This is a genomic window from Paenibacillus sp. PL2-23, from assembly GCF_040834005.1.
In the GTDB taxonomy this organism is placed as follows: Bacteria; Bacillota; Bacilli; order Paenibacillales; family Paenibacillaceae; genus Pristimantibacillus.
Genome location: NZ_CP162129.1, coordinates 2,883,283 through 2,908,172 on the forward strand (window position 1 = coordinate 2,883,283; position 24,890 = coordinate 2,908,172).

Genomic DNA, 24,890 nt, shown 5'->3' on the forward strand with positions numbered 1-24,890 from the left:
AAAGAAGGTTGTGCCGTTGATATTTTCTACATATACATTTATCTTTATATTTTTGCCGATTGTTTTTTTGGGATATCGCGTGCTTGCCCTGTTCAAGCGGCCGATCTATTCCAAGCTATGGCTGGTTCTGGCTTCCTTGTACTTCTATGCGCAGGGCAGCGGAACGTTTTTTGTGCTGTTCATCGCCGATGTGCTGATCAACTATGCGCTTGGCTCCTTAATCGTGATTGCGGACAAGAGCGGCCGAAGATGGACGAAGCGGCTTCTGCTGACAGCGGGGCTGCTGCTCAATATCGCGTTCCTCGGCTACTACAAATATGCGAACTTCGCGATTGAGAATATCAATCTCCTAAGCGGACAAGCGTTTCCTCTGCTGGAGATCGTGCTGCCGCTGGGCATATCCTTCTACACGTTCCAGCTGATCGCATACCTCGTGGACTGCTACCGCGGTCAGACGAAGGAGACGCCGCTTATCGATTTTATGCTGTTTATTACATTTTTCCCGCAGCTGATTGTAGGGCCGATCGTGCATCACGGGGATGTTATTCCGCAGTTCCAGGATCCATCGGCCCGGTTGTTCAATAGGGCCAACCTGATGCTGGGCATGTTCCTGTTCTCCATCGGCTGTGCCAAAAAAATATTGCTCGCCGATCCCCTGACGGACTATTCGGCGGCGTTCTACGCCAATGTCGGAGCGGGAGATACGCTTACGGCTTGGGCAGCTTCCGTGGGCTATACGATTTCCTACTATTTCGACCTGTCGGGCTATGCGGATATGGCGCTTGGGCTGGCGCTGCTGTTCAATATCCGGCTTCCGCATAACTTCAACTCGCCTTACAAGGCGAGGAACTTCAGGGAATATTGGCAGCGGTGGCACATGACCTTATCGAAGTTCCTGTCGGATTATATATTCCGGAGCTTCTACAAGAAGGGCAGCGGCAGCTTCAACTTCTATTTCTCCGTAATGATGACGTTTTTTGTATCCGGCTTCTGGCACGGCGCAGGCTGGCAGTTCATCGTCTGGGGCATTCTGAACGGCGTATTTGTATGTATGTCGCATTACATGTATCGCAATAAGCTGAAGCTGCCCTTCCTGCTGGCCTGGACCCTTACCTTCGGGGGCGTCATCGCGACGCGCATTCTGTTCGTATCCGATTCCATGAGCGAGGCGTGGCAGGTGCTGGGCATGCTGGTGAGCGGCGCAGACTTTGCTGGACTCGGGCTACAAGCGACGGTTGACAAGCTGCTTGCCTTCGCGGCCTATAACGCCTATACCATCGCGCTGCTGCTCATCGGCATGGCCATTGCCTTCTTCGGGCGCAGCTCGGCACAGATGACACAGGAGTTCCAGCCGCGCATTCGCCATGCGATTGCCGCCGCGTTCCTGCTGGGCGTGTCGCTTACGCAGATGACGTCGGTGTCCAAGTTTTTATATTTCCAATTTTGAGGTGACGTTATGAGCTTGCGCAAATGGCTGATCGCGTTTATAGCTGCGCTCGGACTGGCCGGTGCGGCTGTGGCGGGACTGAACATGGTCGTCGATCCCTTCGGGGTGTTCGGCGACAGAGTGCTGAAGTGGCATTCCTACAATATGGTCAATAATCCGCGTGTGGCCAAAATCGGATATTTGGACCAATATCATGAACGGTATAATGCTTATATTATCGGAGGCTCCAAATCCAGCTCCATCTCGCCGGAGCTGCTGAACGACTATTACGGGGACGGGGCAAGCTTCTACAGCATGCTGATGTATGGCGGCGATTTCCATGATTATGAGAAGACGCTCTATTATTTGATCGACGAATACGAGGCGCGCCATATTGTGCTTCATATGAGTCTGCAGGAAATCAGCCACTTTAACGAAAAGCCAACCGATTTCAAGCAATCGCTGCATGCTAAGGTGTCGGGCGAGTCCCGGCTTGGCTTCTACCTGGACTACTTGAAGCTGAATCCTGTCTACAGCTATCGGAAGTTGGAGGGCTTCGCCAAACGGGCGATCGATTCCTTCGAATATGCGCAGTTTATTCCGGAGACGGGCGTGTACAATAAAGTAAAGCGCGACGCCGAAAGCGTCGATAACCTGGAATCGTATATGGCGGCGAATCGGGAGGCGTTCGCGCCGTTCGGCAGGCTGGAAGCGACAGCCATGGACCAAAATGTAGAGGCTCTGGCGCGTATGAAGGCTTATGCCGAAGCGAACGGAGCGACCTTCCGGCTCATTACAGGGGCGACCTCGGAGCAGGAGCTTCGCAGCTACAACCTGGACGACCTGAAAACCTATTGGAGAAAGCTGGCCAGCGTCACGGACTTCTGGGATTTCTCGGGATATACGAACGTGAGCGGCGATCCTCGCTATTTCTATGACACGATGCATTATCGCAATACGGTGGGGCGTATGATGCTTGGGTATATATTTGAGGATAAGGATGTGTATGTGCCAAGCGGCTTCGGCCATATGACGACAACGGCTAATGTGTCGGACCACGTTGAACGCATCTTCACAAGGCCTCCTGAGATGGATGCTGCCGCCAAGGAAGGCATGGCTATGCCAATCCTTGTCTATCATCATATCGACGATGATCCTTACGAGCCTAACTCGCTGATCACGCCGCCGGCTAAATTCAGGGAGGATATGGAGGCGGTGAAGGCTGCGGGGTTCAACACCGTGCTAATTCACGATCTCATTGATTACGTGGACGGCAAGAAGGAGCTGCCGGACAATCCGCTCGCCATTACTTTCGACGACGGCTACTACAGCAACTATGAATATGCTTATCCCGTCTTGAAGGAGCTGGGCATGAACGCCACCATTTCCATTATCGGCTGGTCGGTAGGACGTGAGGAGCATCGGCTGCCGAACAAGCCATTCTATCCCCATTTCACATGGGAGCAGGCCAAGGAGATGGAGCGCTCCGGCGTCATCAGCATTCAGAATCATACGTACGACATGCATGAGTCCGATTCCTCAAGCGGGTCGCTTCGCGTGGGGGTGCTGCCCATGGAAGGCGAGTCGACCAGCGCTTACGCGGAGGCGTTCCGAAGAGATATCGGAGGGATGGAGGCGCTCATTGAGCACCGACTGGAGAATGAAGTGCGGGTGTTCACCTATCCGTTCGGCTATTATACACATCTGTCCGAGCAGCTGCTGAAGGATATGGGATATCGCGCGACGCTGTCAACGGCTTCAGGCATTAGCGTTATCAAGCAAGGCGATCCTCGATCGTTGTTTGCGCTGAAACGAATTAATGGCGGGCCTGAGGTGCCGAGCGAGCAGCTTGTGCGTCTGCTGCAAGGGAAATAGGGGAATGGCCGGCAAGCTCGCCTAGAGCTCTGCCGGCCATTTGCTCTGTGTGGCTAGCCGGTGGAAGGACTGTTCGGCAGATGCCCCTTTTGGTTTTTATTTTGTTCGCTTGTCGCCGCCGCTTCATTCTCGGCTAAGCGGGATTTCGTGGCGAACGCTTCGTTCTTGGCGGCTTCGGATTTCGGTTTGTGACGGCCCATAATCGGCCTCCTTTCGGTAATAGAATTTACCGTTTCTTCATCCCTTATGGATGGGAATGACATCCAGCAGAAGCGCGGAGCTGACTCTGCTGAGCTTTACTATAGGGCTGAAATGGTGTATAACGGCGATAGCAAGCTATGGAATAGGAGAGGGTGGAGCATATGACGGGAAAACCGCGCGTATTTGTTGATCGGCGCATACCAGATGAGGTGCAGCAGGTGTTGGAGGAAAGCTGTGAGCTGGATGTATGGCAGGGCGAGGATACGATTCCACGCGACGAGCTGGCAGCCAGGCTGGCGCATGCGGAAGGGTATATGACGATGGGCCGTCGAATCGATGACGAGCTGCTGGCGAGCGCGCCGAGGCTGAAGGTAGTCAGCACCGTGAGCGTGGGGTACAACCACTTCGATATCGAGGCGATGAAGCGCAGGGGCGTAGTGGGCACGCATACGCCTGAGGTGCTCGATGAGACGGTTGCCGATCTGGCCTTCTTGCTTATGCTGGGTGCTGCGAGACGCGTCGCAGAGCTGGATGCCTATGTGCGGAGAGGGGAGTGGAAGCGCGGGGACGGGACGCAATTGTTCGGCGTCGACGTCCACCACGCTACGCTTGGCATTATCGGGATGGGACGGATCGGCGAGGCCGTTGCGAGACGAGCGGCACTTGGCTTCGGCATGAAGGTGCAATATTATAATCGAAGCCGCAGGATGGAAGCGGAGGAGAAGTATGGCGCCGTGCATACCGATCTGGATGAGCTGCTGGCAACCTCGGACTTCGTCCTGCTGCTGACTCCGCTGACGCCCGCAACCAAAGGCTTGATGGGCGCGCGGGAATTCAGCCTGATGAAACGAAGCGCAATCTTCGTCAATGCGTCTCGCGGCGCGACGGTCGACGAGCCTGCGCTGGTGGCGGCGCTCCGCAACGGAACCATTCGGGCTGCTGGCCTGGACGTGTTCGACAAGGAGCCGCTGCCTGCCGGACATCCTCTGACTACACTGCCTAATACGCTGCTGCTGCCGCATATTGGCTCCGCCACGACGAAAACTCGCGACGATATGGCGATGCTCGCCGCCCGCAATCTGATGGCTGTGCTGCGCGGCGAAGCGCCGCCGCATATGGTCCCAGAGTTCAAGGCCGTGACGCCTTAACTTTAGTTGCGTAAGTCTATCCGTAGCTCAGGCATCCAACTTGACGACCTCGACGCGATTGGAGAAGAAGGTCGCTCCGCCGCCCATATCGGATAGTCGCTGAGGCGTCAGCGCGTTGACAGGGCTTCGTCCGCTGGCCTCATCGTCCCACCAAAGCCCTTGTGTGACCAGCACGCCGGGCAGCACGTCGGTACCGGACTTCAGCGTGAGCCGGGCTTCGCCGCGATCATTCCGCACCAGAACGAGCTCCCCATCCGTTAGACCGAGCCGCGCTGCATCCTGCTCGTGCATGTGCAGCGTCGGCGTCTTCTCCAGCTTCTGAAGCTTGGGCTGATTGGCGAAGGTCGAGTTGATATAGCTGTGATTGGGTCCCGTCGTCAGCAGGAAGGGATACGTCTCGGGCTCCAAGAGCGGCGTATGAGTCGGAACGGGCGAGAAGCCAGCGCGAAGCATGGATTTGGAATACAGCTCGATCTTGCCACTTGGCGTGGGCAGCTTCCCTGGGAGGGGATGCCTGCGGCCGTCGCCGGCTTTCATCCAATGCTTCTGGGACAAGGCCTCGAAGGTGATACCCTCCAGCATGGGATTCAGCCTGCTGTCGAGAGCCTCGGTGATCATCTCCTCCTCCGTCATGTCGAACAGCTCGGGCTCGAAGCCCATCCGAAGCGCAAGCTCCTTGAACAGCGTAAAGTTCGATTTGCTTTCTCCGGCCGGCGGCAGAATCGGCTTGCCAAGCTGCACATACAAATGCCAGTAGGAGTTGTACAGGTCCAAATTCTCGAAATGAGACGTCGCGGGCAGCACTAAATCGGCATATTTGCATGTATCCGTCAGGAACAGGTCATGCGTGACCGTATACAGATCCTCGCGAAGCAAGCCTTCGCGCACCTTCGTCTGATCCGGCGCCACAACCGCGGGATTGCTGTTGTATACAAACAGCATGCGCACCGGCTTGTCAAGCTCCGTCAGGGCATAGCCAAGCTGATTCATATTAATGGTGCGAACCTTGCGGTCCGGCAGCAGGTCGGGCCGCTCCAGCTTGGCGTGATTGATGCGGGAGTACCAGCTGTTGCCCTTCATTGCGCCGCCCCCTTGGGTGGACCATTGCCCAGTCAAGGCTGGCAGACAGGAGATCGCGCGAATCGCCATGCCTCCATTATCATGGTGCTGCAGACCATTGCCGATGCGGATAAATGATGGAGTTGTCCTGCCATACAGCAGGGCGAGCTCCTCCAGCTTGTGTGGCGGCACGCCGGTCAACGCGGAAACAACCGATGGCGAATAACGTTTCGCTTCCTCGGCAAGCTCCTCATAGCCAACAGTATGCTCCTTCACGAAAGCCTCGTTCACCAGCCCTTCGCGGATAAGAATATGCATGATTCCAAGCGCAAGCGCGGCATCGGAGCCAGGCTGAATCAATATACATTCGTCAGCCCATGCGGAAGTCCGGTTTCTGTGTACATCTATATGAATAATGCGGGCGCCATGTCTGCGCGCCTCTGTCGCCAGCATCGTCTGATGCATATTCGTGGACACCAGGTTGCAGCCCCAGATGAGGAACAGCTTCGTATGCACGGTCTCCTCAGGGTCGATGCCAATGGAGCCGCCCATCGTATAGCTGTAGCCGGCGGAGCCCGCCGCGTTGCAGATGGTCCGCGCAAGCCGGCTTGCGCCGAGACGATGGAAGAAGCGGCGGTCCATGCCCTCCGCGTTCAGAATGCCCATATTGCCATAGAAGCTGTAAGGCAGGATCGCCTCTGCTCCGTCATGATGAATGATATCGTTCATCTTATCTATGATTTCCCCATAGGCTGCCTCCCAAGTAATGGGCTCGAACGCCAGCGATCCCTTGGGGCCTACTCGGCGCATTGGCGTAAGCAGGCGGTCCGGATGATGTACGCGGTCCGGCAGCTGCCGCACTTTGTTGCAGATTGCGCCCTTTGTGACGGGATGGTCGGGGTCTCCGGTAACCGCCGTAACCCGACCGTCCTTCAGCGTGACATGCAAGCCGCATGTATCGGGACAATCAAACGGACAGACGGAGCGAACAACGCCGTCTGCGGGTAGCTGTTGCATCATTTTATTGCCTCCCTAGCAAGCTTCATCTTACTCTGGCCAATCGTGCGGTCTAGCCAGCTTACCCATTATACCGTGAGCGGTCTGTCTTTCAAATAGTGGGAAGGAGACAGTCCCGTTGTACGCTTGAATACGCGCTGGAAATAGGAGGCGTCGGAATAGCCCAAATAATCGGCGATTTCCGTGACGGACAGCAGCGATTCCTTCAGCAGATAGACGGCGGTCCGCATTCGGACATGATGGGCGAATTCGCTGATCGTCTGTCCTGTTACGCGACGGAACAGGCTTGCGGCATGATTCGGGCTTCGCCCGATGCAATCGCCGAGCTGCTCCTTCGTAATTCTGGTGCGGTAATGCTCCTGGATGTACGTTTTCATCCGTTCCGCATGCAGCAGCGACACGTTGGCCGGTTCGCCGCGCTCCAGCTCCCGTCCCCAGACGACAAGCGAGTCAAGCGCAACCGCCGCCGCCCTGAGCGCTGTGAACGGGAGCGCCTCCTGCCATTCCTTCCACAAGCCGCGCAGACGCTCCAGCACCAGCTCGTAGCAGCCGGCTTTGGATTTCGAATAGCCGCGGGATCCGCTCAGCATGGGAAGCGTGACGCCTGCGGCTTCCAGCGGCAGGAGACGCAGCTCCAGAACGTACTGCTCGTGGAATACGGTAGGCACGCTCTTGCCGTAGAACGCTGCGCCCTTCGGAATGAACAGGAAATCTCCCCTCTCCGCCAATACCTTCTCACCGTTGATCCAATACAGGCACTTCCCATAGGATATAACCGCCAGCCGGCAGACGTCCGCTTCCATGTCGTTCTCCTCATACCAGCTCATGCCTTGCACCAGCTTCATCCCCACAACCGACAGCATCCGACACCTCCGAGCATACTATAGTACATTCATCATACTATAGTTCATGTACAGCCGTCAGCATTTGCCTATACAATGAAGCAGAATAGAAGACCAGGTGGAGGGATAATCGTACATGAGCTTGACCAAAATTGTGTGCACTATGGGACCGTCCAGCAATTCAATATCGATACTAAAAGAAATGATGAACGCCGGCATGAACGTGGCGAGACTGAATATGGCGCATGGCGAGCTAAGCGATCATAGCGGCCGGATCGCCTTAATCCGCGAAGCTGCGGGCGAGGCGGCCAAGGTTGTCTCCGTCATGATGGATATTAAAGGACCGGAAATTCGGATTGGCACGCTTGAGGAGAGCAGCTATGAGCTCAAGGCGGGCGACATGCTGACCCTTACCACCCGTCCCATTACGGGCACCGGCAGCTGCGTGGCGGTGAATTATGAGGATATGCCGAAGGTGCTGACCAGCGGGAGCAAGGTGCTGATCGACGACGGCTTAATCGAGCTGAGCGTTGAGCAAATAGAGGGTACGGAAATGCATTGCCGCGTGCTGAACGGCGGACCGCTTAAGCCGCGCAAAGGCGTCAATCTACCTGGCATCCGCACAACGCTTCCCGGCGTAACGGAGCGGGATGTGAAGCATATTGCGTTCGGTGTAGAGGAAGGCGTGGACATTATCGCGGTATCGTTCGTGCGCAAGGCGGAGGATATCCTGCAGGTGCGCCAAATCCTGGAGGATGCGGGAGCCGGTCATGTCCAGATTATTTCGAAAATTGAAAATGAAGAGGGCGTCGAGAATCTGGACTCCATCATCGAAGTGTCGGATGGCATTATGGTCGCGCGCGGCGATCTTGGCGTAGAAATTCCGGCCGAGGACGTGCCGATGATTCAGAAGGAAATGATCCAGAAATGCAATCTGGCCGGCAAGCCGGTTATCGTCGCCACGCAAATGCTGGATTCCATGCAGGTCAATCCGCGGCCTACGCGGGCAGAGGTGAGCGACGTAGCGAATGCCGTGCTGCAGGGCGCGGACTGCGTCATGCTGTCCGGTGAGACGGCTGCAGGCAAATATCCGCTGGAGTCCGTGCGTATGATGGCCATGATTGCGGAGCGCGCTGAATCGACAATCGATCATGGGGAGCAGTTCCAAAGCAAGCTGACTGTGCCAACGGCGTCAGTGACGGAAGTGATCAGCCAAGCGGTCGTCAGCTCGTCGCTGCAGCTGGACGCCAAAGCGATCCTGACGCCGACGGAGAGCGGCTTCACTGCGCGCATGGTGTCCAAATACCGCCCGTGCGCGCCTATAATCGCCATTACGGCACATGATTATGTGCTGAAGCGGTTAACAATGGTGCGAGGCGTCATTCCCGTGAAGGGCGAGTCGACGGACGAGATGATCGGCTCGGCGATTCGGAACGCAGGCCGGACAGGGCTGCTGGCTTCCGGCGACTTTGTCGTGATCTCCGCCGGCGTGCCGAGCGGCCGCGCAGGCGCTACCAACCTGATTCAGATTCAACAAATGGAATAGCAGCCCTATTGACAGATTCCTCTCCGGATGACACAATAAGTGAGGCTCACACATACGCATCATACATCGTATAACCTCGCATAACAGCTTCGGGCACAGGGCGAGGGTCTCTACGGGAAGCCTTACTTCCACGCTACGAATGGTCTCTCTTATCCCATCGATAAGAGGTCCATCCGTAGCTTTTTTTGCGTTGGGGCAGTGGGTATATGAAGTCAAAGGAGTGCAACAATAGATGAAACATATCTTATCGGTATTTCTAGGCGCGGCAAGCTACGGAGTGCTGTCCACCTTCGTTGTGCTGGCGTACGGGGAAGGCTATAAGCTGGGTGAGGTTGTCGGCAGCCAGCTGCTGGTGGGTTTCCTTCTCTCCTGGTTATTCGCGGCTTATATGGAGCGGCGGGCGAAGAGAAGAGAGAGCGCCTCGCATACCACTGCGGCGAACGCTGCGCCATCCCCGGTCCATCTGGGCTGGGGTCAGCGGCTGCTTCTGATGGCGGCGGGCGTGCCTACAGCGGTGACCGGCTTGCTCTATTACGAATCGCTGCGCTACATTCCGGCGTCCCTGGCGATATTGCTGCTGTTCCAATTCACCTGGATCGGCGTGCTGATACAGGCAATTCGTCAGCGCAGACGTCCGGAACGCGTGATGTATCCCACCTTGGCGATCCTGCTTGGCGGTACGCTGCTGGCGGCCGGCATTATAGAGCATGGAGGCGGCCAGTTTAACCTGTGGGGAATCCTGCTTGGCTTCCTGGCTGCCGTCAGCTATTCGCTGTTTATTCTGTTCAGCGGCAAGGCGGTGCCGCAAGCGGCTCCCGCGACACGCAGCAAATGGATGATGCTGGGGGGCATGCTGCTGGTGTTCGCGCTGTTCAAGCCTGCGTTCCTATGGAACGGCGATTTGTTCAGTCCTTTAATGCTCTTCGGCACGTTGCTTGGTCTGTTCGGAGCGTTTATCCCGCCGCTGCTGTTCGCGTATGGCGTTCCCCACATCGGGGAGGGTATGGCCGGCATTCTGGGAGCGGCAGAGCTGCCTGTTGCGGTTATGCTCTCATCGATCGTCCTGCAGGAGCAGGTTACGCCCCTGCAATGGGGAGGCGTCGTGCTGGTGCTCCTTGGCGTTGCCTATCCGGAGCTGATCAAGCTTCTGCGACGGGGCATGTCCCCGCGAACGGCCGCGACAACGACCTATACAAGCACCACACCCTGATGAAGCGGCGTTGGTAAAGTTTGTTTTATACCTGTTTTATTCCTTTCCGGCTTCCATCGATTGGCACTATACTGTAGATGTCGGGCCGACACAATAGGTGAAGGAAAGGAGCTGATTGCATTGATTCACAACCTAGAGGTGGTTTCCGAGTAATCGGGAACGCCGTAACAGAAGAGGCCTTCGGGCCTCTTCTTATGTTTTCGGGTGAATAAAACATTCATCTAAACTAAAGATTGTTAACAAAAAAAGTTTTCATTATAATGGAACATGACGCTTCATTAGAAGCAGGGGACCACCCCGCAAAAAACTCAGGAAAGGGAGGCGGCAAGCATGCAAAATGTTGTACTGAAAGACCAAATGACGCAAGCCACACGATTGAACATATTCGAGGAGGACCTATACCGTGAACTACAAAAATGGAAGAGACGTGCTTCCCCCTAGTCTCCTGATGGAGCTGCAAAAATATATCCAGGGCGATTTGATCTATATTCCCAAGCCCTCCAACCAGCGTGCAAGCTGGGGCGAGGTGAGCGGCACGCGGAAGCTGCTGGCGGAGCGGAACAAGGAAATTTTCCAGCACTACAGCAACGGCGCGACCGTCGCGGAGCTGGAGCGCAAATATCATCTGTCGAGTGAAAGCATCCGCAAGATTATTGTGAAAACACGATAATGGCGGGAGCAAGCGAGCGGACCCCATACAAAGAACCTCCGGCATATCGCGGACAGCGCGATAGGACGGAGGCTCTTTTTTTTGGCAATGGGAACGGGTGTGCAGACACGCCTTAGTTGGCGGATGTTGTGGGCAGCGGCACGCTGGTCCTTGGATATTTGTAATCGTCGCGGTAGCATCGGGTATCGTGGTCGTAAGACGACTGGGATAGACGATGGGACACCTCAAAGATCGGCAGCTCTGGATGGACATGCAAGGTCGAGCCGTAGAAGGAGCAGTTCTCGAAGTGGAATTGGAGCGTCGTGATGATGATAACGCAATTGGTGAAGGTGCAGTTCTTGAAGCTGAAGCCGTCGAACGCTATGGTTTCATTGTCAAAGCTTTCATTCATAATTAATTTCATGTGTTAACTCTCCTCTGTTAGATATGGGCGACATGCCTATAACTCTATCAGACGGGAATTAAAATGTTTGTCAGAACTTCGCCGCTGAGCCTATATACTTATCGACAACGGCTCCAATCCTCCTCCGCAAGCTCACGCAGCAGGATGGTGCCCGCTTCGTAGCCTTCTCCGGCTGCGCCAATCAAGCCTGTAAAGGCGTTTTTGGCATCTCCGATGATGTACATGCCGTCGACAGACGTCTTTCCGTGCGGACCTGTATCGAATTTTCCCGTTTGATCGCGCTTGACCAGGAGGCGCTCCGGAAGATCAGACGCTTCAGCGCCGCCCGTGTCCGGTATAAAGCCGGTAGTGCGGGGGATCGCAGCGCCGCCCCTCAGAATAACGGCATGCAGCATGCCGTTGCGGGATGCCAGCTCCTGAATCGGCTCCTCGAACAGAGGGATGCCTCGATCCGACAGCTCGCTTCGCTCGCGGGCTCCAAGACCTGAAGGACCATTCGTGAAGAGGGCAAGGTCCTTGCTCCAGTTATACAGCTTTTTCGTAAAAGGATACACCTGCTCCCCTCGGCCGAATACGGCCATTGGCGTATTCCTATGCTCATACCCGTCGCAGAACGGACATGGAAATACGGAGATGCCGTAAGCTTCGCGCAGTCCGGGAAGATCCGGCAGGTGATCGGCATAGCCCGTTGCGATGATTAGCTTGCGGCTTATATAGGAGCTGCCGTCAGACAAGGTGATCAGGAATTCGCCATCAGCTTGCGAGACATCTGCTGCGGTACCGCTGACCAGGTGAACGGAAGCATAAGCGCGAAGCTCCTCGCGCGCGAGCCGCCGCAGCTCGCCGGGCGCTGTGCCGTCTCTGGTCATATAGCCGTGAGACGCCTTCACAACGGCATTCCGCGGTCGATCGTTGTCGATTAAGATGACCGTTCGAAGCGCTCGGCCCAGCAGCAATGCTGCGCTCAAGCCCGCGGGCCCGCCGCCAATGATCGCCACATCCCAATCCATCGTCGTTGTGCTCCTCTCTGTCCATCGGCAGCCTATCTTTAGTTCCGATAAGCGATGTCGACTGCTATAATAGTGTTGACTTGGAAAAGTCATGCAATAGCATGCTTATATATTATGACAGTTGGAGCTGGTCCTTATGCCGATAGAGGCTTTCCCTGCTTTCCATCCGGTTATCGCCTCATGGTTTCACCGTACGTTCGGAGAGCCCACCGATGTGCAGAAGCTGGCTTGGGTGTCGATTGCCGCTGGCCAGCATACGCTTATTGCCGCACCCACGGGATCAGGCAAGACGCTGGCGGCGCTGCTGCCCTGCATCCATGGCATCGTCACACAGGAGCGAAGCGGCGCAAAGGGCGTGCGCCTGCTCTACATTACGCCGCTCAAGGCGCTCAATAACGATATCCAGCATCACGTGCTGGCCTTCGCGGAGCAGCTGGAGGAGGAGGCGCAGCGGATCAACAGCGCCTGGCCCGGCCTCACAAGCGGGGTAAGGACAGGCGATACGCCTTCGTCGAAGCGCGCTGCGATGGCCAAGCGGCCGCCGGAGCTGCTTATTACGACACCTGAATCGTTGTTCATTCTGCTGACGTCAGAGCAGGGCCGGAGGATGCTTCGAACAACCGAATCTGTCATTATCGACGAGATACACGATCTGGCGGGGGACAAGCGAGGCTCGCACCTCAGCTTGTCGCTGGAGCGGCTGGAGTCGTTGACGGAACGCCCGATTCAGCGCATCGGCGTATCCGCCACTCAAAACCCCATCAGCCGCGTCGCTCAGTTTGTTGGCGGCTGGACTGCTCCCCAGCGAGCTTCATCATGGCCTGAAGCTGACGACGATTCTAGCTTCCGCCATCCGCTTGGCTATGTCCGCCGCCCTGTTCATATCGTCCAAAGCCTCATGCAGAAGCGAATGAGCATGCTGGTGACGATGCCGGACGCTAGCGCGCCGGCCCATACGCGGGATGCGGTATGGCTGCCCATTCTGAAGCGCATCTTCGCGCTGATGGAGGGCTGCCGTTCGGTGCTCCTCTTCACGAATAGCCGCAGGCTGTGCGAGCGGCTTGTGCTGCGGCTGAACGATTATGCCGGCTATGAGCTGTCAAGAGCCCATCACGGCAGCATGTCCAAGGAGAAGCGGCTGGAGGTAGAAGCGATGCTTAAGAACGGCGAGCTCACCTGCCTGGTCGCGACCTCATCGCTGGAGCTTGGCATCGACGTAGGCCATATCGATCTTGTCATTCAGATCGATTCGCCGCTGGAAGCAGCCTCCGGCATTCAGCGTGTGGGCAGGGCAGGCCATGAGGTGGGAGGCCTCTCGCGGGGCGTCATGCTTATCAGACAGCGAGGCGCGCTGCCTGAAGCGGCCGTGCTTGGCGGCATGATCGCTTCGCGCGAGATCGAGCCGATCACCATACCAGAGGCGCCGCTGGACGTGATAACGCAGCAGATCATCGCGATTGTCGCCTCCAGGGAGCTTCATGTGAACGAGCTGTATGCCATTCTGGCAGGAAGCGACAGCTACCGGGCGGTATCCCTTCGCCAGATCGAAAGCGTTCTAGCCGTGCTATCGGGTCTGTATCCCTTCGCCCGGCCGATTCTGGATTGGCATCGGGAGTCCGGGCTGCTGACGAAGCGTGGCAATACTTCTATAGCCGCAATGACGGGAGCCGGCACGATTCCGCAATCGTCGCAATACCCCGTGCATCATCTGGAGAGCAGAGCCCACCTGGGCGAGCTGGATGAAGAATTTGTGCATGAGAGCCGCGTCGGCGATGTCTTCCTGCTCGGCACCAGCTCCTGGATGATTAGGCGGATCGATAAGGATCGAATCTATGTATCCGAAGCCGCCAACAGCTTCAGCGAAATTCCATTCTGGCGCAACGAGGGACCTGGACGGTCGCTGGGGCTAGGCATCAAGGTCGGACAATTGCTGGAGCGGCTGAGCGAGCAGCTGGGATTGGACCCTGCGCCTGACCGGGCTAGAAGCAAGCAGTGGAGCGAATGGAGCGGCGGGGGCGGAGCGGGAGGGGTCCATCCGGATCGCAAGGAAGCAGCAATGGCCTGGCTGGCCAGCGATTGCGGCCTGGACCGGTACGCGGCGGAGGAGCTGATCGGCTATGCGACTTCGCAGCATGCGTTCAGCGAGCTTCCCACGGCAGGACGTATCGTGATTGAGCAATATCGAGATATGATGAATCAGACCCATGTTATTATCCTTAACCCATTCGGCAGAAAAGTGAATCGCACCTGGCTGCTCGCCATTCAGCGCCAATTCGAGAAGACGCTGCCTTATTCGCTGTACGGCAACGCCAAGGATAACGGCATTGAATTCGTTCTGCCGGAATGGGACGCCTCCTGGCTGCGCATGATCGCCGAGGTCACGCCGGCTAATCTGGAGACGCTGCTGACAGAGGCGGTGACGGGCTCGCCCCTCCTAGCTATCGCGTTCCGCCGCATTGCCGAGACGTCGCTGCTGCTCGCGCGCAGCTTCACACGGGTGCCTATGTGGCAGATGCGTCTGCGCAGCGAGGAGCTGCTTCGCGAGGCGCTGCCTTACGCGGAATCCTTCCCCTATCTTACGGAAGCGATGAAGGCTTGTATGGAGGAATATTTGGATCTGCGGGGTTTGATGGGGCTATTGGAGGATATACGCCGCGGAGCCATCCAAATCGTGGTGCGGGAGACGGAATTCCCGTCGCCAATGGCGACGCAATTTCTGGCGGATTACGTCAATATGCGCCTATATGAAGGAGACGGTCTGGACGCCGCTACCAAAGCGGGTCTCATGCACATGAGCAAGGGGCTGGCGAAGGAGCTGTTCGGGAGCCCGTCCAGCAGCGGCGGCATCGCGGAGGAAGCGCTGCTGCAGATGGAGGAGAGGCTCAGCGAGCGACAGCCGGAGCCGCGGCATCCCCAGGGGGCCTATGCATATCTGAAGCAAGTGGGGGATGCCGGCGTAGACGAGCTTGTCCAGGCTGGCGGGGCTCAGGCGATGGAGAGCCTGGAGAAGCTCCATGCAGAAGGGCGTATCCTCTCCTTTGACTTCCGCAGGGGGGAGGATGACGAGCCGCTGCCGCGTTGGATTTGCGCCGATGAAGCTCACATCTATGAGTCATTCCCCGGCCATGCCGAATCGGACGCATTTGTCATCAGCCGCTACGCGGAGGGGCGAATGTCCGTGACGGAGCCCGAGCTATGCGAGCGTTATCCTGCCCTGACGCTGGAAGCGGCTCGCTCGATCGTCGACGAGCTGGTAAGGCTGGGCCTCCTTCAGCAGGCCCCCTTCGCGGCGGACGAGGATGAGCGGCTCTGGTGCAGCGCCAAAGTAGCGGCCCAGATCGTCAGGCTGTCGATCGGAGAAGGACGCAAGCTGGCGTCAGCGATGGCGCCGCAGCGCTGGTGCTCCTACCTGGCGCTCCGGCAGCACGCGCTTGTCGGCTCGCAGCTGCAGGGAAGGGAAGGGCTGCTTGCGGTGATGGGCAGAATGCAAGGCTTGTTCCTGCCTGCGGCGCATTGGGAGAGCTTCCTGTTCCCGTCGCGAATTGCGCAATATCGCAAGGAGGATTTGGACGCGTTGTGCGCAACGGGCGAGGTGATATGGCTGGGGAGCCGCGGGGATGGCGCGAAGGAAGGAAAAATCGCATTTTTCCTGGCGGCTGATATCGAGCTGATTCGTCCTTATGCGGATCATGCGGCGAAGCAAGAGAGCAAGCATCGGGAGCTGCTGGAGCTGCTTGCGGCTAGCGGAGCCAGCTTCCTTACCAAGCTTAGCCGTGATTATGGCAAGACGCCCAGCGAGACGCTGCTGGAGCTGCTGGAGCTGGTATGGGAGGGACATGCCTCCAACGATCAATTTGCTCCGCTGCGGCTGAGCCTGCTGAAGAAGGGCAAGGACAACGGGAAAGCCGGTTCGGGGTTCGGCCGATGGTATGCGACTGCCTCGCTGCTGAACAACACGTCAGCCCATGAAGCCTCGCAGCCGGCCCATGCTCCCGCGGAAGCCGCGCGCGCGACTTCAGCGGCTCATTGGATTGGACAGCTGATCGACTGTTATGGCATCGTGACCAAGGAGCTTGTATCGGCGTATACGCCGTTCCGGTGGGACGAGGTGCTGCCCGTGCTGAACAGGCTGGAGGAATGGGGGAATATGACGAGAGGCATATTCGTGGAGGGCGCCGCGGCCATCCAGTTCACGACGCCGGAGCTCGCAGGAAGCCTTCGCTCCGCAGCGCAGGAGCTGCAAGGAGAGGGCGTAACCGTGCTCTCGGCGATGGATCCCGCTAATCCGTACGGACTGTTCATGGAATGGCCCGCCAAAACTCATGCTTCCCAGTCATTCGGCAGAAAGAAGGGCAGCTATGTCGCGCTCAGCGGCTCTGAATGGACTTATTGGGTGGAGAGCAATGGCAAACGGATATTCAGCATGAAGGAGAACGGAGGCGGGGCGGCCACGCATACGGAGGAGCTGTCTGAGAAGGCATACGAGCTGCGCAGGCTGGCGCTGAAGACGACACTCCGTGTCATTCTCCGGCAGCAGGGTTTGACCAAAATGGTGATCGACGAGTGGGACGGCGTCCCTGTAACGGAGTCCCAGGGAGAGGTCTTGCTGCAGGAGCTTGGAGCTGAGCGGGATCGGCATTCCTACGTTCTCTGGCTGAGCCAATTGGAAAAGGCGTAGCCTCTATTGGGCGGAGCAAGTCGGCGATTAGGCCGGCTGTTGCTCCGCCTTTTTGTTATTTTTTTTTCGACAAAATTCTTTATAAGCATCGTTTATGAAATGTGATACGCAATTTCGCGGATTTTAATTATAAGATTATCTTATATAACATACTCTATTCGTCATGTAAACCATGCAATTGGCTATCATGAGGCAGGATATGGCAGGAAAAAGGAGAAGAGGGCAGGTCAGCTCCCCTCTGCCGCAGAGAGCCCCATATACGCTAAAATATCGCTTGTTACTGGAAATGACCTCCAGCGCCATTCATGTTAGCCTTTTAAGTGTTCCAAAAAACAAGAAAGGTTGGGATAACAAGTGCGAGGAAAATGGTTGACCTTGCTGCTGCTGCTGCCCGCTTTGCTAATCGGCGCATGCGGCGTGGACGGCGGAAGCTCGTCCAGCGGCAAAGGTGGAGACAAAGCGGAGGGGCAGACTACCTTGGAGAAGGCGGTCGAGCAAGGCTATGTAACAATTGGGTTCGCAGGGGAAAATCCATACGCGTACAAAAACGAGAATGGTGAGCTGACTGGCGAAGCGGTTGAAATTGCGCGCGTCATACTGAAGCGTCTCGGCATAGAGGAAATGCGCGGGGAATTAACAGAATTTTCTGCCTTAATAGCGGGCTTAAACTCCAATCGGTTCGATATGATCACCGCGGGCATGTTTATTAATCCAGAGCGCTGCGAGGCGGTGCTGTTCGCGGATCCGGAATACAGCATTGGCGAAGGGCTGGCCGTTCAGGCGGGCAATCCACTAGGGTTGAACAGCTACCAAGCTATCGCTGAGAACAAGGACGCGAAGATAGCGGTTATGGCTGGCGCAGTGGAGATCGGATATCTGACAGCCTCAGGCGTGGCAGAAAGCCAGATGGTCATTGTGCCCGATCAGGACGCAGCCATCAGCGCGCTGCAATCCGGCAGGGCGGACGCCATGACGATGACAGGACCGGCGCTGCAATCCAGATTGACGGAAGCCGCCGACAGCAGCATCGAACGCGTAATGGATTTCGAGCAGCCTGTCGTTGACGGGAAGAGCGTCCGCGGCTACGGCGCGACAGCATTCCGCATGGAGGACACGTCCTTCCGTGACGCCTTCAACGCGGAGCTTGCCAAGATGAAGGAAAGCGGCGAGCTGTTGGAAATTCTCCAGAGCTTCGGCTTTACAGAGCAGGAGCTTCCAGGCGACATGACGGCAGCGAAGCTGTGCCAAGCGTAACGTGCTGGATACCATTCTGAGCTGGCTGCCGTTCCTTGGGCAAGGCGCGCTGGTGACCATTAAGATTACGCTGCTCTCGGGCTGCGTCGCGATGGTGTTCGCGATGCTGTCAGGATTAGGACGACTGTCCTCGATTCCTCCAATTCGCTGGCTGTCGATCGGGTACATAGAGCTGTTCCGCGCGGCTTCGCTGCTAGTGCTGCTATTCTGGGTATACTTTGCGCTGCCAATGGCGGGACTTGAGCTGTCCAAAACCTGGTCGGCGGTGCTGGCTATCGGATTAAATATTGGAGCGTATGGCGGAGAGATCGTGAGGAGCTCCATCCAGGCGGTTCCGCGGGGCCAATATGAAGCATCCATTGCGCTTAATTTGTCCCCTTACCGGCGGCTGACGCAAATCGTGCTGCCGCAGGCGATTGTGCGGATGCTGCCGCCAATGGGCAATTTGTGGATCGAAATGCTGAAGTCAACATCCCTTGTCTTCTTCATTACGATGTCAGATTTGACCTATGAGGCGATGATTCTGCGCAACAATTATTATTCGGATACGCCGGTCATCTTCGGCCTGCTGCTCCTAATTTATTATTTGCTCTCCACCTGCATTTCGCTGCCCATCTCATGGCTGGAGCGCAAGATGACAGTGTGGAGGTGACGCAGCGATATGTGGAATTGGGAGTACGCAGGTGAAGTAGCAGGCATTCTGCTGAAGGCGGTGCCGAACGTCCTGCTTGCCACCTTATGCGGCTTTGTGCTGGCAGCCGTGCTTGGCTTGGCATTCGCAGCGCTGCTTCGTTCGCGCTTCAAGCTGATTAGCCGTACGACAGCGGCAATCGTTCATTTTATTCGCAGCACGCCGCTGCTCGTCCAATTGTTTTTTCTCTATTACAGCTTGCCCATGCTGACACCGTTGTCGATGTCAGCGTTTGTAACAGGGGTTATCGGGCTCGGGCTGCATTACGCAACTTACATGTCCGAGGTGTATCGCTCTGGCATTGACGGTGTGCCGAAGGGGCAATGGGAGGCGGCAACTGCGCTGAACCTGTCGAAGAGCCGCACATGGGGTACGGTAATCCTGCCCCAGGCCATCCCGCCCGTCGTGCCCATAATGGGCAATTATCTCATCGTTATATTCAAGGAAACGCCGACCTTGTCGGCGATCACGTTCATCGAGCTGCTGCTACGCGCCAAAAATGAAGTATCGATATCCTTCCGGGTATTCGAGCCTTATACGATTGTTGGCGTTATCTTCATCGCGGGCAGCTTGACCATGTCCCTTGCGATTACACAGCTGGAGAAGCGGTGGGCTCGCAACCGGGCATCGTAAAGGAGGCTTTACCAGTATGATCGTTGCACAAGAAAGGGCAGAGGGGATGACGGAGGCTGCTTCCATCGTCCCCGCGTCTCCCGCGCTTGTCGAATATCGTGGAGTAACCAAACGATTCGGGGAGCTGGAGGTCATTAAGGGCATTGATCTGACCTTGCACGCCGGGGAGAAGCTGGCCCTCATCGGGCCAAGCGGCTCCGGCAAAACAACGCTTGGTCGGATGCTGATGACGCTGGAGCAGCCCACAAGCGGCATGATTGCCATCGACGGGGAGCCGCTCTGGCATCGTAAGAGTAAAAAAGGGGAGCTGCTGCCCGCCAATGAAAAGCATCTTCGGCGGATGAGGGAGAAGGTCGGTATGGTATTCCAGCATTTCAACCTGTTTCCTCATCTGACGGTCCGGCGCAATGTGACGCTGGCGCTTACGTCCGTGCTGAAGATTGGGACTGAGGAAGCCAATGCCAGGGCTGAAGCTATGCTGGATAAGGTCGGCTTGTCAACGAAGCTTGATAATTATCCATCACAGCTGTCAGGCGGCCAGAAGCAGCGCGTCGCTATAGCGCGTGCTCTAGTGATGAGGCCCAAGGTTGTTGTGTTCGACGAGGTAACGTCGGCGCTGGACCCCGAGCTTGTGGGCGAGGTGCTGGAAGTGATTAAAGAAGTGGCGCTGGAGGGCGAGACGGCGATGATGCTGATTACGCATGAGATGGATTTCGCCAGAGAAGTCGCCGATCGTGTCGTCTTCGGAGCGGAGGGCCTGATCGTGGAGCAGGGTCCGCCCGCCGAGCTGTTCGATTCGCCGAAGAGCGAACGGCTGCAGGCGTTCTTGAGCCGCTTCCTGTAAGCCAAGACGTTTGGAGGAATGATCCATTGATTGACCATAAAACGATAACACTCGACTATCAAAAGCCGGAAGCTGCCGATGGCCATGCGGTATGGAAGCTCGTCAAGCGCTCCGGCGGCCTGGATGTCAATACATCGTACGCCTATATTCTTCTGTGCGATCAATTCCGAGACACATGCTGCGTAGGTAAGCAGGAGGAGCGGACGCTCGGGTTTGTCTCCGCCTTCCGCAAGCCATCTGAGCCGAATACGCTGTTCGTCTGGCAGATTGCGGTAGATCCCATTCTTCGGGGCAACGGCATTGCCAGCAAGCTGCTGGCTGAGGTGCTGCGACGGGACGACAACGCGGACATTCAATATGTTGAAGCAACGATTGGTCCAGACAACATCGCTTCGCGGCAGCTGTTCCTTCGTTTGGCCAAAACCTTTGGCGCGGAATGCGCCATCTCGGAGTTGTACGGTGAAGAGCTGTTCCCGGAGGCGCATGACGCAGAGCTTCTATTCCGCATCGGACCGCTGCGGCGGGGAGCAGGACGACTGGAAAACTAAAGAATATCAGGAGGAGGAGATATGACTATGAACGCAATCAAACAAGAGAGCAACAAGAGTAAGCTGCAGGTGTTCGACCAACTGGAATCCGAGGTGCGCAGCTATTGCCGCAGCTTCAAAACGGTGTTCACCAAGGCAAGCAACGCCAAGCTGATGGATCGCGACAATCGGGAATTCATTGACTTCTTCGCCGGTGCCGGCGCTCTTAACTACGGTCATAACAACAGCCGGATTCGCGCCAAGCTGATTGAATATTTGATGGAGGACGGCATCACCCATAGCTTGGACATGGCTACTGAGGCCAAGGAAAGGTTCCTGCTGAAATTCCAGGAGACGATTCTTGCGCCGCGCGGACTTTCCTACAAGGTGATGTTCCCGGGACCAACCGGAACAAACTCGGTGGAAAGCGCTATGAAGATCGCACGCAAGGTGACGGGACGCTCGAACGTCGTCTGCTTCACCAATGCCTTCCATGGCATGTCGCTGGGCTCGCTGGCGGCGACGGGCAACGCGTTCAAGCGGGGAGGAGCTGGCGTTCCGCTGAACGGAACGACATTCCTGCCGTACGACGGATATCTTGGACCGCTGGTGGATACAACCTCTCTGCTGGAGAAAATGCTGCAGGATCCAGGCAGCGGCCTGGACCTGCCGGCTGCCGTCATTCTGGAGACGCTTCAGGGAGAGGGCGGCCTCAATAGCGCCAGCGACAAATGGCTTCGGAATTTGGAGCGAATCTGCCGCGAGCACGGCATTCTGCTCATTGTAGATGACGTGCAAATGGGCTGCGGCCGCACGGGCACCTTCTTCAGCTTCGAGAAGACTGGCATTGAGCCGGATATCATCTGTATGTCCAAGTCGATCGGCGGCTACGGGCTGCCTATGGCTCTGACGCTGTTGAAGCCGGAGCATGATATCTGGAATCCCGGCGAGCATAACGGCACGTTCCGCGGCAACAACCTTGGCTTTGTTGCGGCAACGGAGGCGCTTCATTATTGGAAGGACCGCGAGCTGGAGAACCGGATAAGCGAGCATGCCAGCACGGTGTCCACCTTCCTCGGCAAGATGGCGTCCCGCTATAGCGGCAAAATTATGGAGGTTCGCGGAAAAGGTTTGATTCAGGGACTGGTGTTCAAGCAGCCGGCCGATGCCGGCAAGCTATGCGCCGCATGCTTCGAGAAGGGCTTGATTATGGAAACCTCCGGCCCGAATGACGAGGTTGCGAAGCTCATGCCGCCTCTGACGATCGAGACATCCGTATTGAAGGACGGTCTTGCCAAGCTGGAGGCGGCGTTGCAGCAAGTATTCGAGCCAGCTCTTGCCAAAGCGGGAGCGACCTCTTAACTTATATTCAGGAAGGCGGAACAAGGACTATGATCGTGAAAAACCTGGATGACATCATCCATACACAGGACGATATTGACACATTGACATGGAATTCCAGAAGACTTCTGCTCAAGAAGGATGGCATGGGCTTCTCGATGCACGACACTATTATTAAGGCTGGAACAGAGACGCTGATCTGGTATCGCAACCATGTGGAAGCCGTGTACTGCATTGAAGGTGAAGGCGAGATTGAAGTGATCGGCGGCGAGACGTACGCCATTAAGCCAGGCACGCTGTACGCGCTCGACGGGCACGAGAAGCATCTGCTGCGCGCCCAATCCCAATTGCGTATGGTGTGCGTATTCAACCCGCCGTTAACCGGAGCCGAGGTGCATGACAAGGACGGCGTCTATCCTATTCTGGAAGAGACGCAGGCGTAAGCTGGACGTTGAGTGGCCGTTAAACCAAATCAAATCGAAATGGAGATGCATACAATGAGCCAAAAATTAGCACAAGAGGACCGTTACCCATCCCGTATTGCCGCACAGCCGGAGCGTTTGGAGCGCAAGGATCCCGTGGTGTACAGCAAGTGGACGCCGGATAGCCCGCTGACCCAGGAGCAAGCCGCATTTTATGAAAAAAACGGTTATTTGTTCCTCGAAAACTTCTTCACAGAGTCTGAGGTCAACGTATGGCGTGAAGAGCTGAACCGGCTGCAGGCCTCGTACCGCGAGCAAGAGGCTTCCCATGTCATTCGCGAGCCGCAAAGCAAAGAGGTCCGCTCGATATTCGCGGTACATGATAACAACGATATATTCCAGGCCTTGTCGAAGCAGGCCAAGCTGACGGCAATCACGAACTTCCTGCTGGGCTCGGACACGTATATTCATCAGTCCCGCATCAATTATAAGCCAGGATTTACGGGCAAGGAATTTTATTGGCATTCGGACTTCGAAACGTGGCATGTCGAGGATGGCATGCCTGCGATGCGGGCATTAAGCTGCTCCATCGCGCTGACGGATAATCATCCCTTCAACGGTCCCCTAATGATTATTCCAGGCTCGCACAAAACCTTCGTGGCATGTGTCGGCCAAACGCCGGATGACCACTTCAAGGAATCGCTGCGCAAGCAGGAATATGGCGTGCCGGATCAGGAAAGCTTGGCTGCTCTGGCGGAGAAGCATGGCATTGAGATGCCAGTTGGCAAAGCGGGCTCTGTCCTGTTGTTCGATTGCAACGTGCTGCATGGCTCCTCCAGCAATATTTCGCCGTATCCTCGCAGCAATGTCTTTATGGTATACAACAGTGTGGAAAACAAGCTAAACGATCCATACTCCGGCCAAAAGCCGAGACCTGGCTATATCGCAACACGATAATCTCATGAATCCGGTCTGGATTATCGCCTTAATACTCGGCATTAATATGACATATGTCTCGATATTTACACTGCGGCTCATTCTCGTCATTAAAGGCAAACGATTAGCGGCATCGCTTATTTCCATGGTCGAGGTATTCATCTATTTGATCGGTCTGCAGATCGTGCTGGACAATTTGTCCAGTCCGATCTACATAGCCGCTTATTGTGTCGGCTTCGGACTCGGCGTGTTCCTGGGGAGCAAGATCGAAGAGGCACTGGCGCTGGGCTATTCTGTGGTACAAGTCATTGCCGACACCGTGAATACAAGCCTGCCGGACCAGCTGCGGGCAAGCGGCTATGGGGTGACGGTCTGGCAAGGCGAAGGCCGCAGCGGTCCGCGACTCGTTATGCAGGTGCTGGTGAAACGAAGCGCGGAGAAGCGCTTGCTGGAAGCAATCTCCGCTACCGCTCCGAAGGCGTTCGTCATCTCGCACGAGCCGCGCCACTTCAGGGGCGGGTTCTGGGCCAAGCTGCTGGAGAAATAAGAGTCGCGCTGAAGCTATCTTCCGCAAGCATGCGGAGGATAGCTTTTTTGCCCATCGGCAGATAGAATAAAATAGATCCAATCATCAGAGAGGGGGAGCTTGATGGAGACTCTCGCAGGTCGATTCCAGCAATCCGTCACGCAGCTGAACCGAATGTTTGCTTCTATTATAATAGAGCAGCTGGATACACCGGTGACGATGACTCAGTTGTTCATGCTTCATTGGATCCGGACAAGCGGCAAGTGCCGCCTGACCATGCTGGCAGACAAGCTGGAGGTAAAGCCGAGCGCCGTTACGGTTATGATTGATCGGCTGGAGAAGGCTGAGCTTGTGCGCCGCATACACGACGAATCGGATCGCAGAGTCATCCTCGTCGAGCTTACCGAGCATGGTCAACTCCTCATACAGCGCGCCAAAGAGATCAGGGAAGAGATGATCGGCGCATATCTCAGCCAGCTGGATGAGGGAGAAGCCCGAATCGTAACGGAAGTGCTGGAGAAGATGGTTCGCAGCATGCAGCAGGCTCCTACCCATCCACAACCTTACAATAAGAACACTTGATCGTATTGGGCGATGATGGTAGACTAATGAAAGGATTGGGAAAACTGGG

General features: G+C 56.4%; 22 protein-coding genes. 17 read left to right on the top strand and 5 right to left on the bottom strand.

Annotated features, from left to right (window positions below; genetic code table 11):
• Positions 1-16: 16 nt before the first annotated feature.
• Together AB1S56_RS12495 and AB1S56_RS12500 are read left to right on the top strand one after the other, a co-directional pair.
• The gene (locus AB1S56_RS12495; RefSeq protein ID WP_340867411.1) at positions 17-1,447 is read left to right on the top strand and encodes an MBOAT family O-acyltransferase; all 1,431 of its coding nucleotides are present in this window, start codon (positions 17-19) and stop codon (positions 1,445-1,447) included.
• Between the two features lie 9 nt (positions 1,448-1,456).
• Positions 1,457-3,301 (top strand): polysaccharide deacetylase family protein, encoded by a 1,845-nt coding sequence (locus AB1S56_RS12500; protein WP_340867410.1) that lies wholly within the window; start codon positions 1,457-1,459, stop codon positions 3,299-3,301.
• Positions 3,302-3,354: 53 nt separating this feature from the next.
• Here AB1S56_RS12500 and AB1S56_RS12505 read toward each other — a convergent pair whose 3' ends face one another.
• Positions 3,355-3,501, bottom strand: a complete 147-nt coding sequence (locus tag AB1S56_RS12505; RefSeq protein WP_340867407.1) for a hypothetical protein — start codon at positions 3,499-3,501, stop codon at positions 3,355-3,357.
• Positions 3,502-3,663: 162 nt separating this feature from the next.
• Between AB1S56_RS12505 and AB1S56_RS12510 the strand changes: the two genes are divergently transcribed.
• A complete protein-coding gene (locus AB1S56_RS12510; RefSeq protein ID WP_340867405.1) occupies positions 3,664-4,650 on the top strand; it encodes a D-glycerate dehydrogenase in 987 nt (328 codons plus the stop codon).
• A 27-nt stretch (positions 4,651-4,677) separates the two neighbouring features.
• On the opposite strand, the gene AB1S56_RS12515 is transcribed toward AB1S56_RS12510, so the two are convergent.
• Together AB1S56_RS12515 and AB1S56_RS12520 are read right to left on the bottom strand one after the other, a co-directional pair.
• Positions 4,678-6,729, bottom strand: coding sequence for a molybdopterin oxidoreductase family protein (locus AB1S56_RS12515; protein WP_340867404.1), 2,052 nt, complete (start codon positions 6,727-6,729; stop codon positions 4,678-4,680).
• Between the two features lie 65 nt (positions 6,730-6,794).
• Positions 6,795-7,589 (bottom strand): AraC family transcriptional regulator, encoded by a 795-nt coding sequence (locus AB1S56_RS12520; RefSeq protein WP_340867402.1) that lies wholly within the window; start codon positions 7,587-7,589, stop codon positions 6,795-6,797.
• A 115-nt stretch (positions 7,590-7,704) separates the two neighbouring features.
• Between AB1S56_RS12520 and pyk the strand changes: the two genes are divergently transcribed.
• The 3 genes from pyk (at position 7,705) to AB1S56_RS12535 (ending at position 10,994) form a co-directional block, all read left to right on the top strand.
• Complete coding sequence (gene pyk, locus AB1S56_RS12525; RefSeq protein WP_340867401.1) at positions 7,705-9,114, top strand: pyruvate kinase; 1,410 nt, start codon at positions 7,705-7,707, stop codon at positions 9,112-9,114.
• Between the two features lie 232 nt (positions 9,115-9,346).
• Positions 9,347-10,324: an EamA family transporter gene (locus AB1S56_RS12530; protein ID WP_340867400.1), complete on the top strand. Its 978-nt coding sequence runs from the start codon at positions 9,347-9,349 to the stop codon at positions 10,322-10,324.
• Positions 10,325-10,727: 403 nt separating this feature from the next.
• The gene (locus tag AB1S56_RS12535; protein ID WP_340867399.1) at positions 10,728-10,994 is read left to right on the top strand and encodes a CD3324 family protein; all 267 of its coding nucleotides are present in this window, start codon (positions 10,728-10,730) and stop codon (positions 10,992-10,994) included.
• A gap of 112 nt (positions 10,995-11,106) precedes the next feature.
• Here the strand turns inward: AB1S56_RS12535 and AB1S56_RS12540 are convergent, their stop codons facing one another.
• Complete coding sequence (locus AB1S56_RS12540) at positions 11,107-11,397, bottom strand: hypothetical protein (protein ID WP_340867398.1); 291 nt, start codon at positions 11,395-11,397, stop codon at positions 11,107-11,109.
• A 98-nt stretch (positions 11,398-11,495) separates the two neighbouring features.
• Positions 11,496-12,407: an NAD(P)/FAD-dependent oxidoreductase gene (locus tag AB1S56_RS12545; protein ID WP_340867397.1), complete on the bottom strand. Its 912-nt coding sequence runs from the start codon at positions 12,405-12,407 to the stop codon at positions 11,496-11,498.
• A gap of 136 nt (positions 12,408-12,543) precedes the next feature.
• On the opposite strand from AB1S56_RS12545, the gene AB1S56_RS12550 reads away from it, so the two are divergent.
• The 11 genes from AB1S56_RS12550 to AB1S56_RS12600 all read left to right on the top strand — a co-directional run bounded on the left by AB1S56_RS12550 (position 12,544) and on the right by AB1S56_RS12600 (position 24,841).
• Positions 12,544-17,085 (top strand): DEAD/DEAH box helicase, encoded by a 4,542-nt coding sequence (locus AB1S56_RS12550; RefSeq protein WP_340867396.1) that lies wholly within the window; start codon positions 12,544-12,546, stop codon positions 17,083-17,085.
• A gap of 354 nt (positions 17,086-17,439) precedes the next feature.
• Complete coding sequence (gene ehuB, locus AB1S56_RS12555) at positions 17,440-18,339, top strand: ectoine/hydroxyectoine ABC transporter substrate-binding protein EhuB (RefSeq protein WP_340867395.1); 900 nt, start codon at positions 17,440-17,442, stop codon at positions 18,337-18,339.
• 1 nt (position 18,340) lies between these two features.
• Complete coding sequence (ehuC, locus tag AB1S56_RS12560; RefSeq protein ID WP_340867394.1) at positions 18,341-18,991, top strand: ectoine/hydroxyectoine ABC transporter permease subunit EhuC; 651 nt, start codon at positions 18,341-18,343, stop codon at positions 18,989-18,991.
• A gap of 9 nt (positions 18,992-19,000) precedes the next feature.
• On the top strand, positions 19,001-19,663 hold the full coding sequence (gene ehuD / locus AB1S56_RS12565; protein ID WP_340867392.1) for an ectoine/hydroxyectoine ABC transporter permease subunit EhuD: 663 nt from the start codon (positions 19,001-19,003) through the stop codon (positions 19,661-19,663).
• A 46-nt stretch (positions 19,664-19,709) separates the two neighbouring features.
• Positions 19,710-20,507 carry an ectoine/hydroxyectoine ABC transporter ATP-binding protein EhuA gene (ehuA, locus tag AB1S56_RS12570; RefSeq protein WP_340867982.1) on the top strand — a complete coding sequence of 266 codons (798 nt, stop codon included), beginning with the start codon at positions 19,710-19,712 and terminating at the stop codon, positions 20,505-20,507.
• 26 nt (positions 20,508-20,533) lie between these two features.
• On the top strand, positions 20,534-21,055 hold the full coding sequence (gene ectA, locus AB1S56_RS12575; protein ID WP_340867390.1) for a diaminobutyrate acetyltransferase: 522 nt from the start codon (positions 20,534-20,536) through the stop codon (positions 21,053-21,055).
• 27 nt (positions 21,056-21,082) lie between these two features.
• Entirely contained in the window at positions 21,083-22,396 is a 1,314-nt protein-coding gene (gene ectB, locus AB1S56_RS12580) for a diaminobutyrate--2-oxoglutarate transaminase (RefSeq protein WP_340867388.1), read from the top strand.
• Between the two features lie 29 nt (positions 22,397-22,425).
• Positions 22,426-22,818, top strand: coding sequence for an ectoine synthase (locus tag AB1S56_RS12585; protein WP_340867387.1), 393 nt, complete (start codon positions 22,426-22,428; stop codon positions 22,816-22,818).
• Between the two features lie 54 nt (positions 22,819-22,872).
• Positions 22,873-23,754 carry an ectoine hydroxylase gene (gene thpD / locus AB1S56_RS12590; RefSeq protein WP_340867386.1) on the top strand — a complete coding sequence of 294 codons (882 nt, stop codon included), beginning with the start codon at positions 22,873-22,875 and terminating at the stop codon, positions 23,752-23,754.
• 4 nt (positions 23,755-23,758) lie between these two features.
• Complete coding sequence (locus AB1S56_RS12595; RefSeq protein WP_340867384.1) at positions 23,759-24,280, top strand: DUF2179 domain-containing protein; 522 nt, start codon at positions 23,759-23,761, stop codon at positions 24,278-24,280.
• A gap of 102 nt (positions 24,281-24,382) precedes the next feature.
• Positions 24,383-24,841, top strand: a complete 459-nt coding sequence (locus tag AB1S56_RS12600) for a MarR family transcriptional regulator (RefSeq protein ID WP_340867382.1) — start codon at positions 24,383-24,385, stop codon at positions 24,839-24,841.
• Positions 24,842-24,890 lie beyond the last annotated feature (49 nt).

What these genes read in the sequence shown, in the direction of transcription:
- AB1S56_RS12500 (WP_340867410.1), top strand. Translation starts at nt 1,457, where the DNA reads ATGAGCTTGCGCAAATGGCTGATCGCGTTTATAGCTGCGCTCGGACTG.
- AB1S56_RS12505 (WP_340867407.1), bottom strand. Translation starts at nt 3,501, where the DNA reads ATGGGCCGTCACAAACCGAAATCCGAAGCCGCCAAGAACGAAGCGTTC.
- AB1S56_RS12510 (WP_340867405.1), top strand. Translation starts at nt 3,664, where the DNA reads ATGACGGGAAAACCGCGCGTATTTGTTGATCGGCGCATACCAGATGAG.
- AB1S56_RS12515 (WP_340867404.1), bottom strand. Translation starts at nt 6,729, where the DNA reads ATGATGCAACAGCTACCCGCAGACGGCGTTGTTCGCTCCGTCTGTCCG.
- AB1S56_RS12520 (WP_340867402.1), bottom strand. Translation starts at nt 7,589, where the DNA reads ATGCTGTCGGTTGTGGGGATGAAGCTGGTGCAAGGCATGAGCTGGTAT.
- pyk (WP_340867401.1), top strand. Translation starts at nt 7,705, where the DNA reads ATGAGCTTGACCAAAATTGTGTGCACTATGGGACCGTCCAGCAATTCA.
- AB1S56_RS12530 (WP_340867400.1), top strand. Translation starts at nt 9,347, where the DNA reads ATGAAACATATCTTATCGGTATTTCTAGGCGCGGCAAGCTACGGAGTG.
- AB1S56_RS12540 (WP_340867398.1), bottom strand. Translation starts at nt 11,397, where the DNA reads ATGAAATTAATTATGAATGAAAGCTTTGACAATGAAACCATAGCGTTC.
- AB1S56_RS12545 (WP_340867397.1), bottom strand. Translation starts at nt 12,407, where the DNA reads ATGGATTGGGATGTGGCGATCATTGGCGGCGGGCCCGCGGGCTTGAGC.
- AB1S56_RS12550 (WP_340867396.1), top strand. Translation starts at nt 12,544, where the DNA reads ATGCCGATAGAGGCTTTCCCTGCTTTCCATCCGGTTATCGCCTCATGG.
- ehuD (WP_340867392.1), top strand. Translation starts at nt 19,001, where the DNA reads ATGTGGAATTGGGAGTACGCAGGTGAAGTAGCAGGCATTCTGCTGAAG.
- ehuA (WP_340867982.1), top strand. Translation starts at nt 19,710, where the DNA reads ATGACGGAGGCTGCTTCCATCGTCCCCGCGTCTCCCGCGCTTGTCGAA.
- ectB (WP_340867388.1), top strand. Translation starts at nt 21,083, where the DNA reads ATGAACGCAATCAAACAAGAGAGCAACAAGAGTAAGCTGCAGGTGTTC.
- AB1S56_RS12585 (WP_340867387.1), top strand. Translation starts at nt 22,426, where the DNA reads ATGATCGTGAAAAACCTGGATGACATCATCCATACACAGGACGATATT.
- thpD (WP_340867386.1), top strand. Translation starts at nt 22,873, where the DNA reads ATGAGCCAAAAATTAGCACAAGAGGACCGTTACCCATCCCGTATTGCC.
- AB1S56_RS12595 (WP_340867384.1), top strand. Translation starts at nt 23,759, where the DNA reads ATGAATCCGGTCTGGATTATCGCCTTAATACTCGGCATTAATATGACA.
- AB1S56_RS12600 (WP_340867382.1), top strand. Translation starts at nt 24,383, where the DNA reads ATGGAGACTCTCGCAGGTCGATTCCAGCAATCCGTCACGCAGCTGAAC.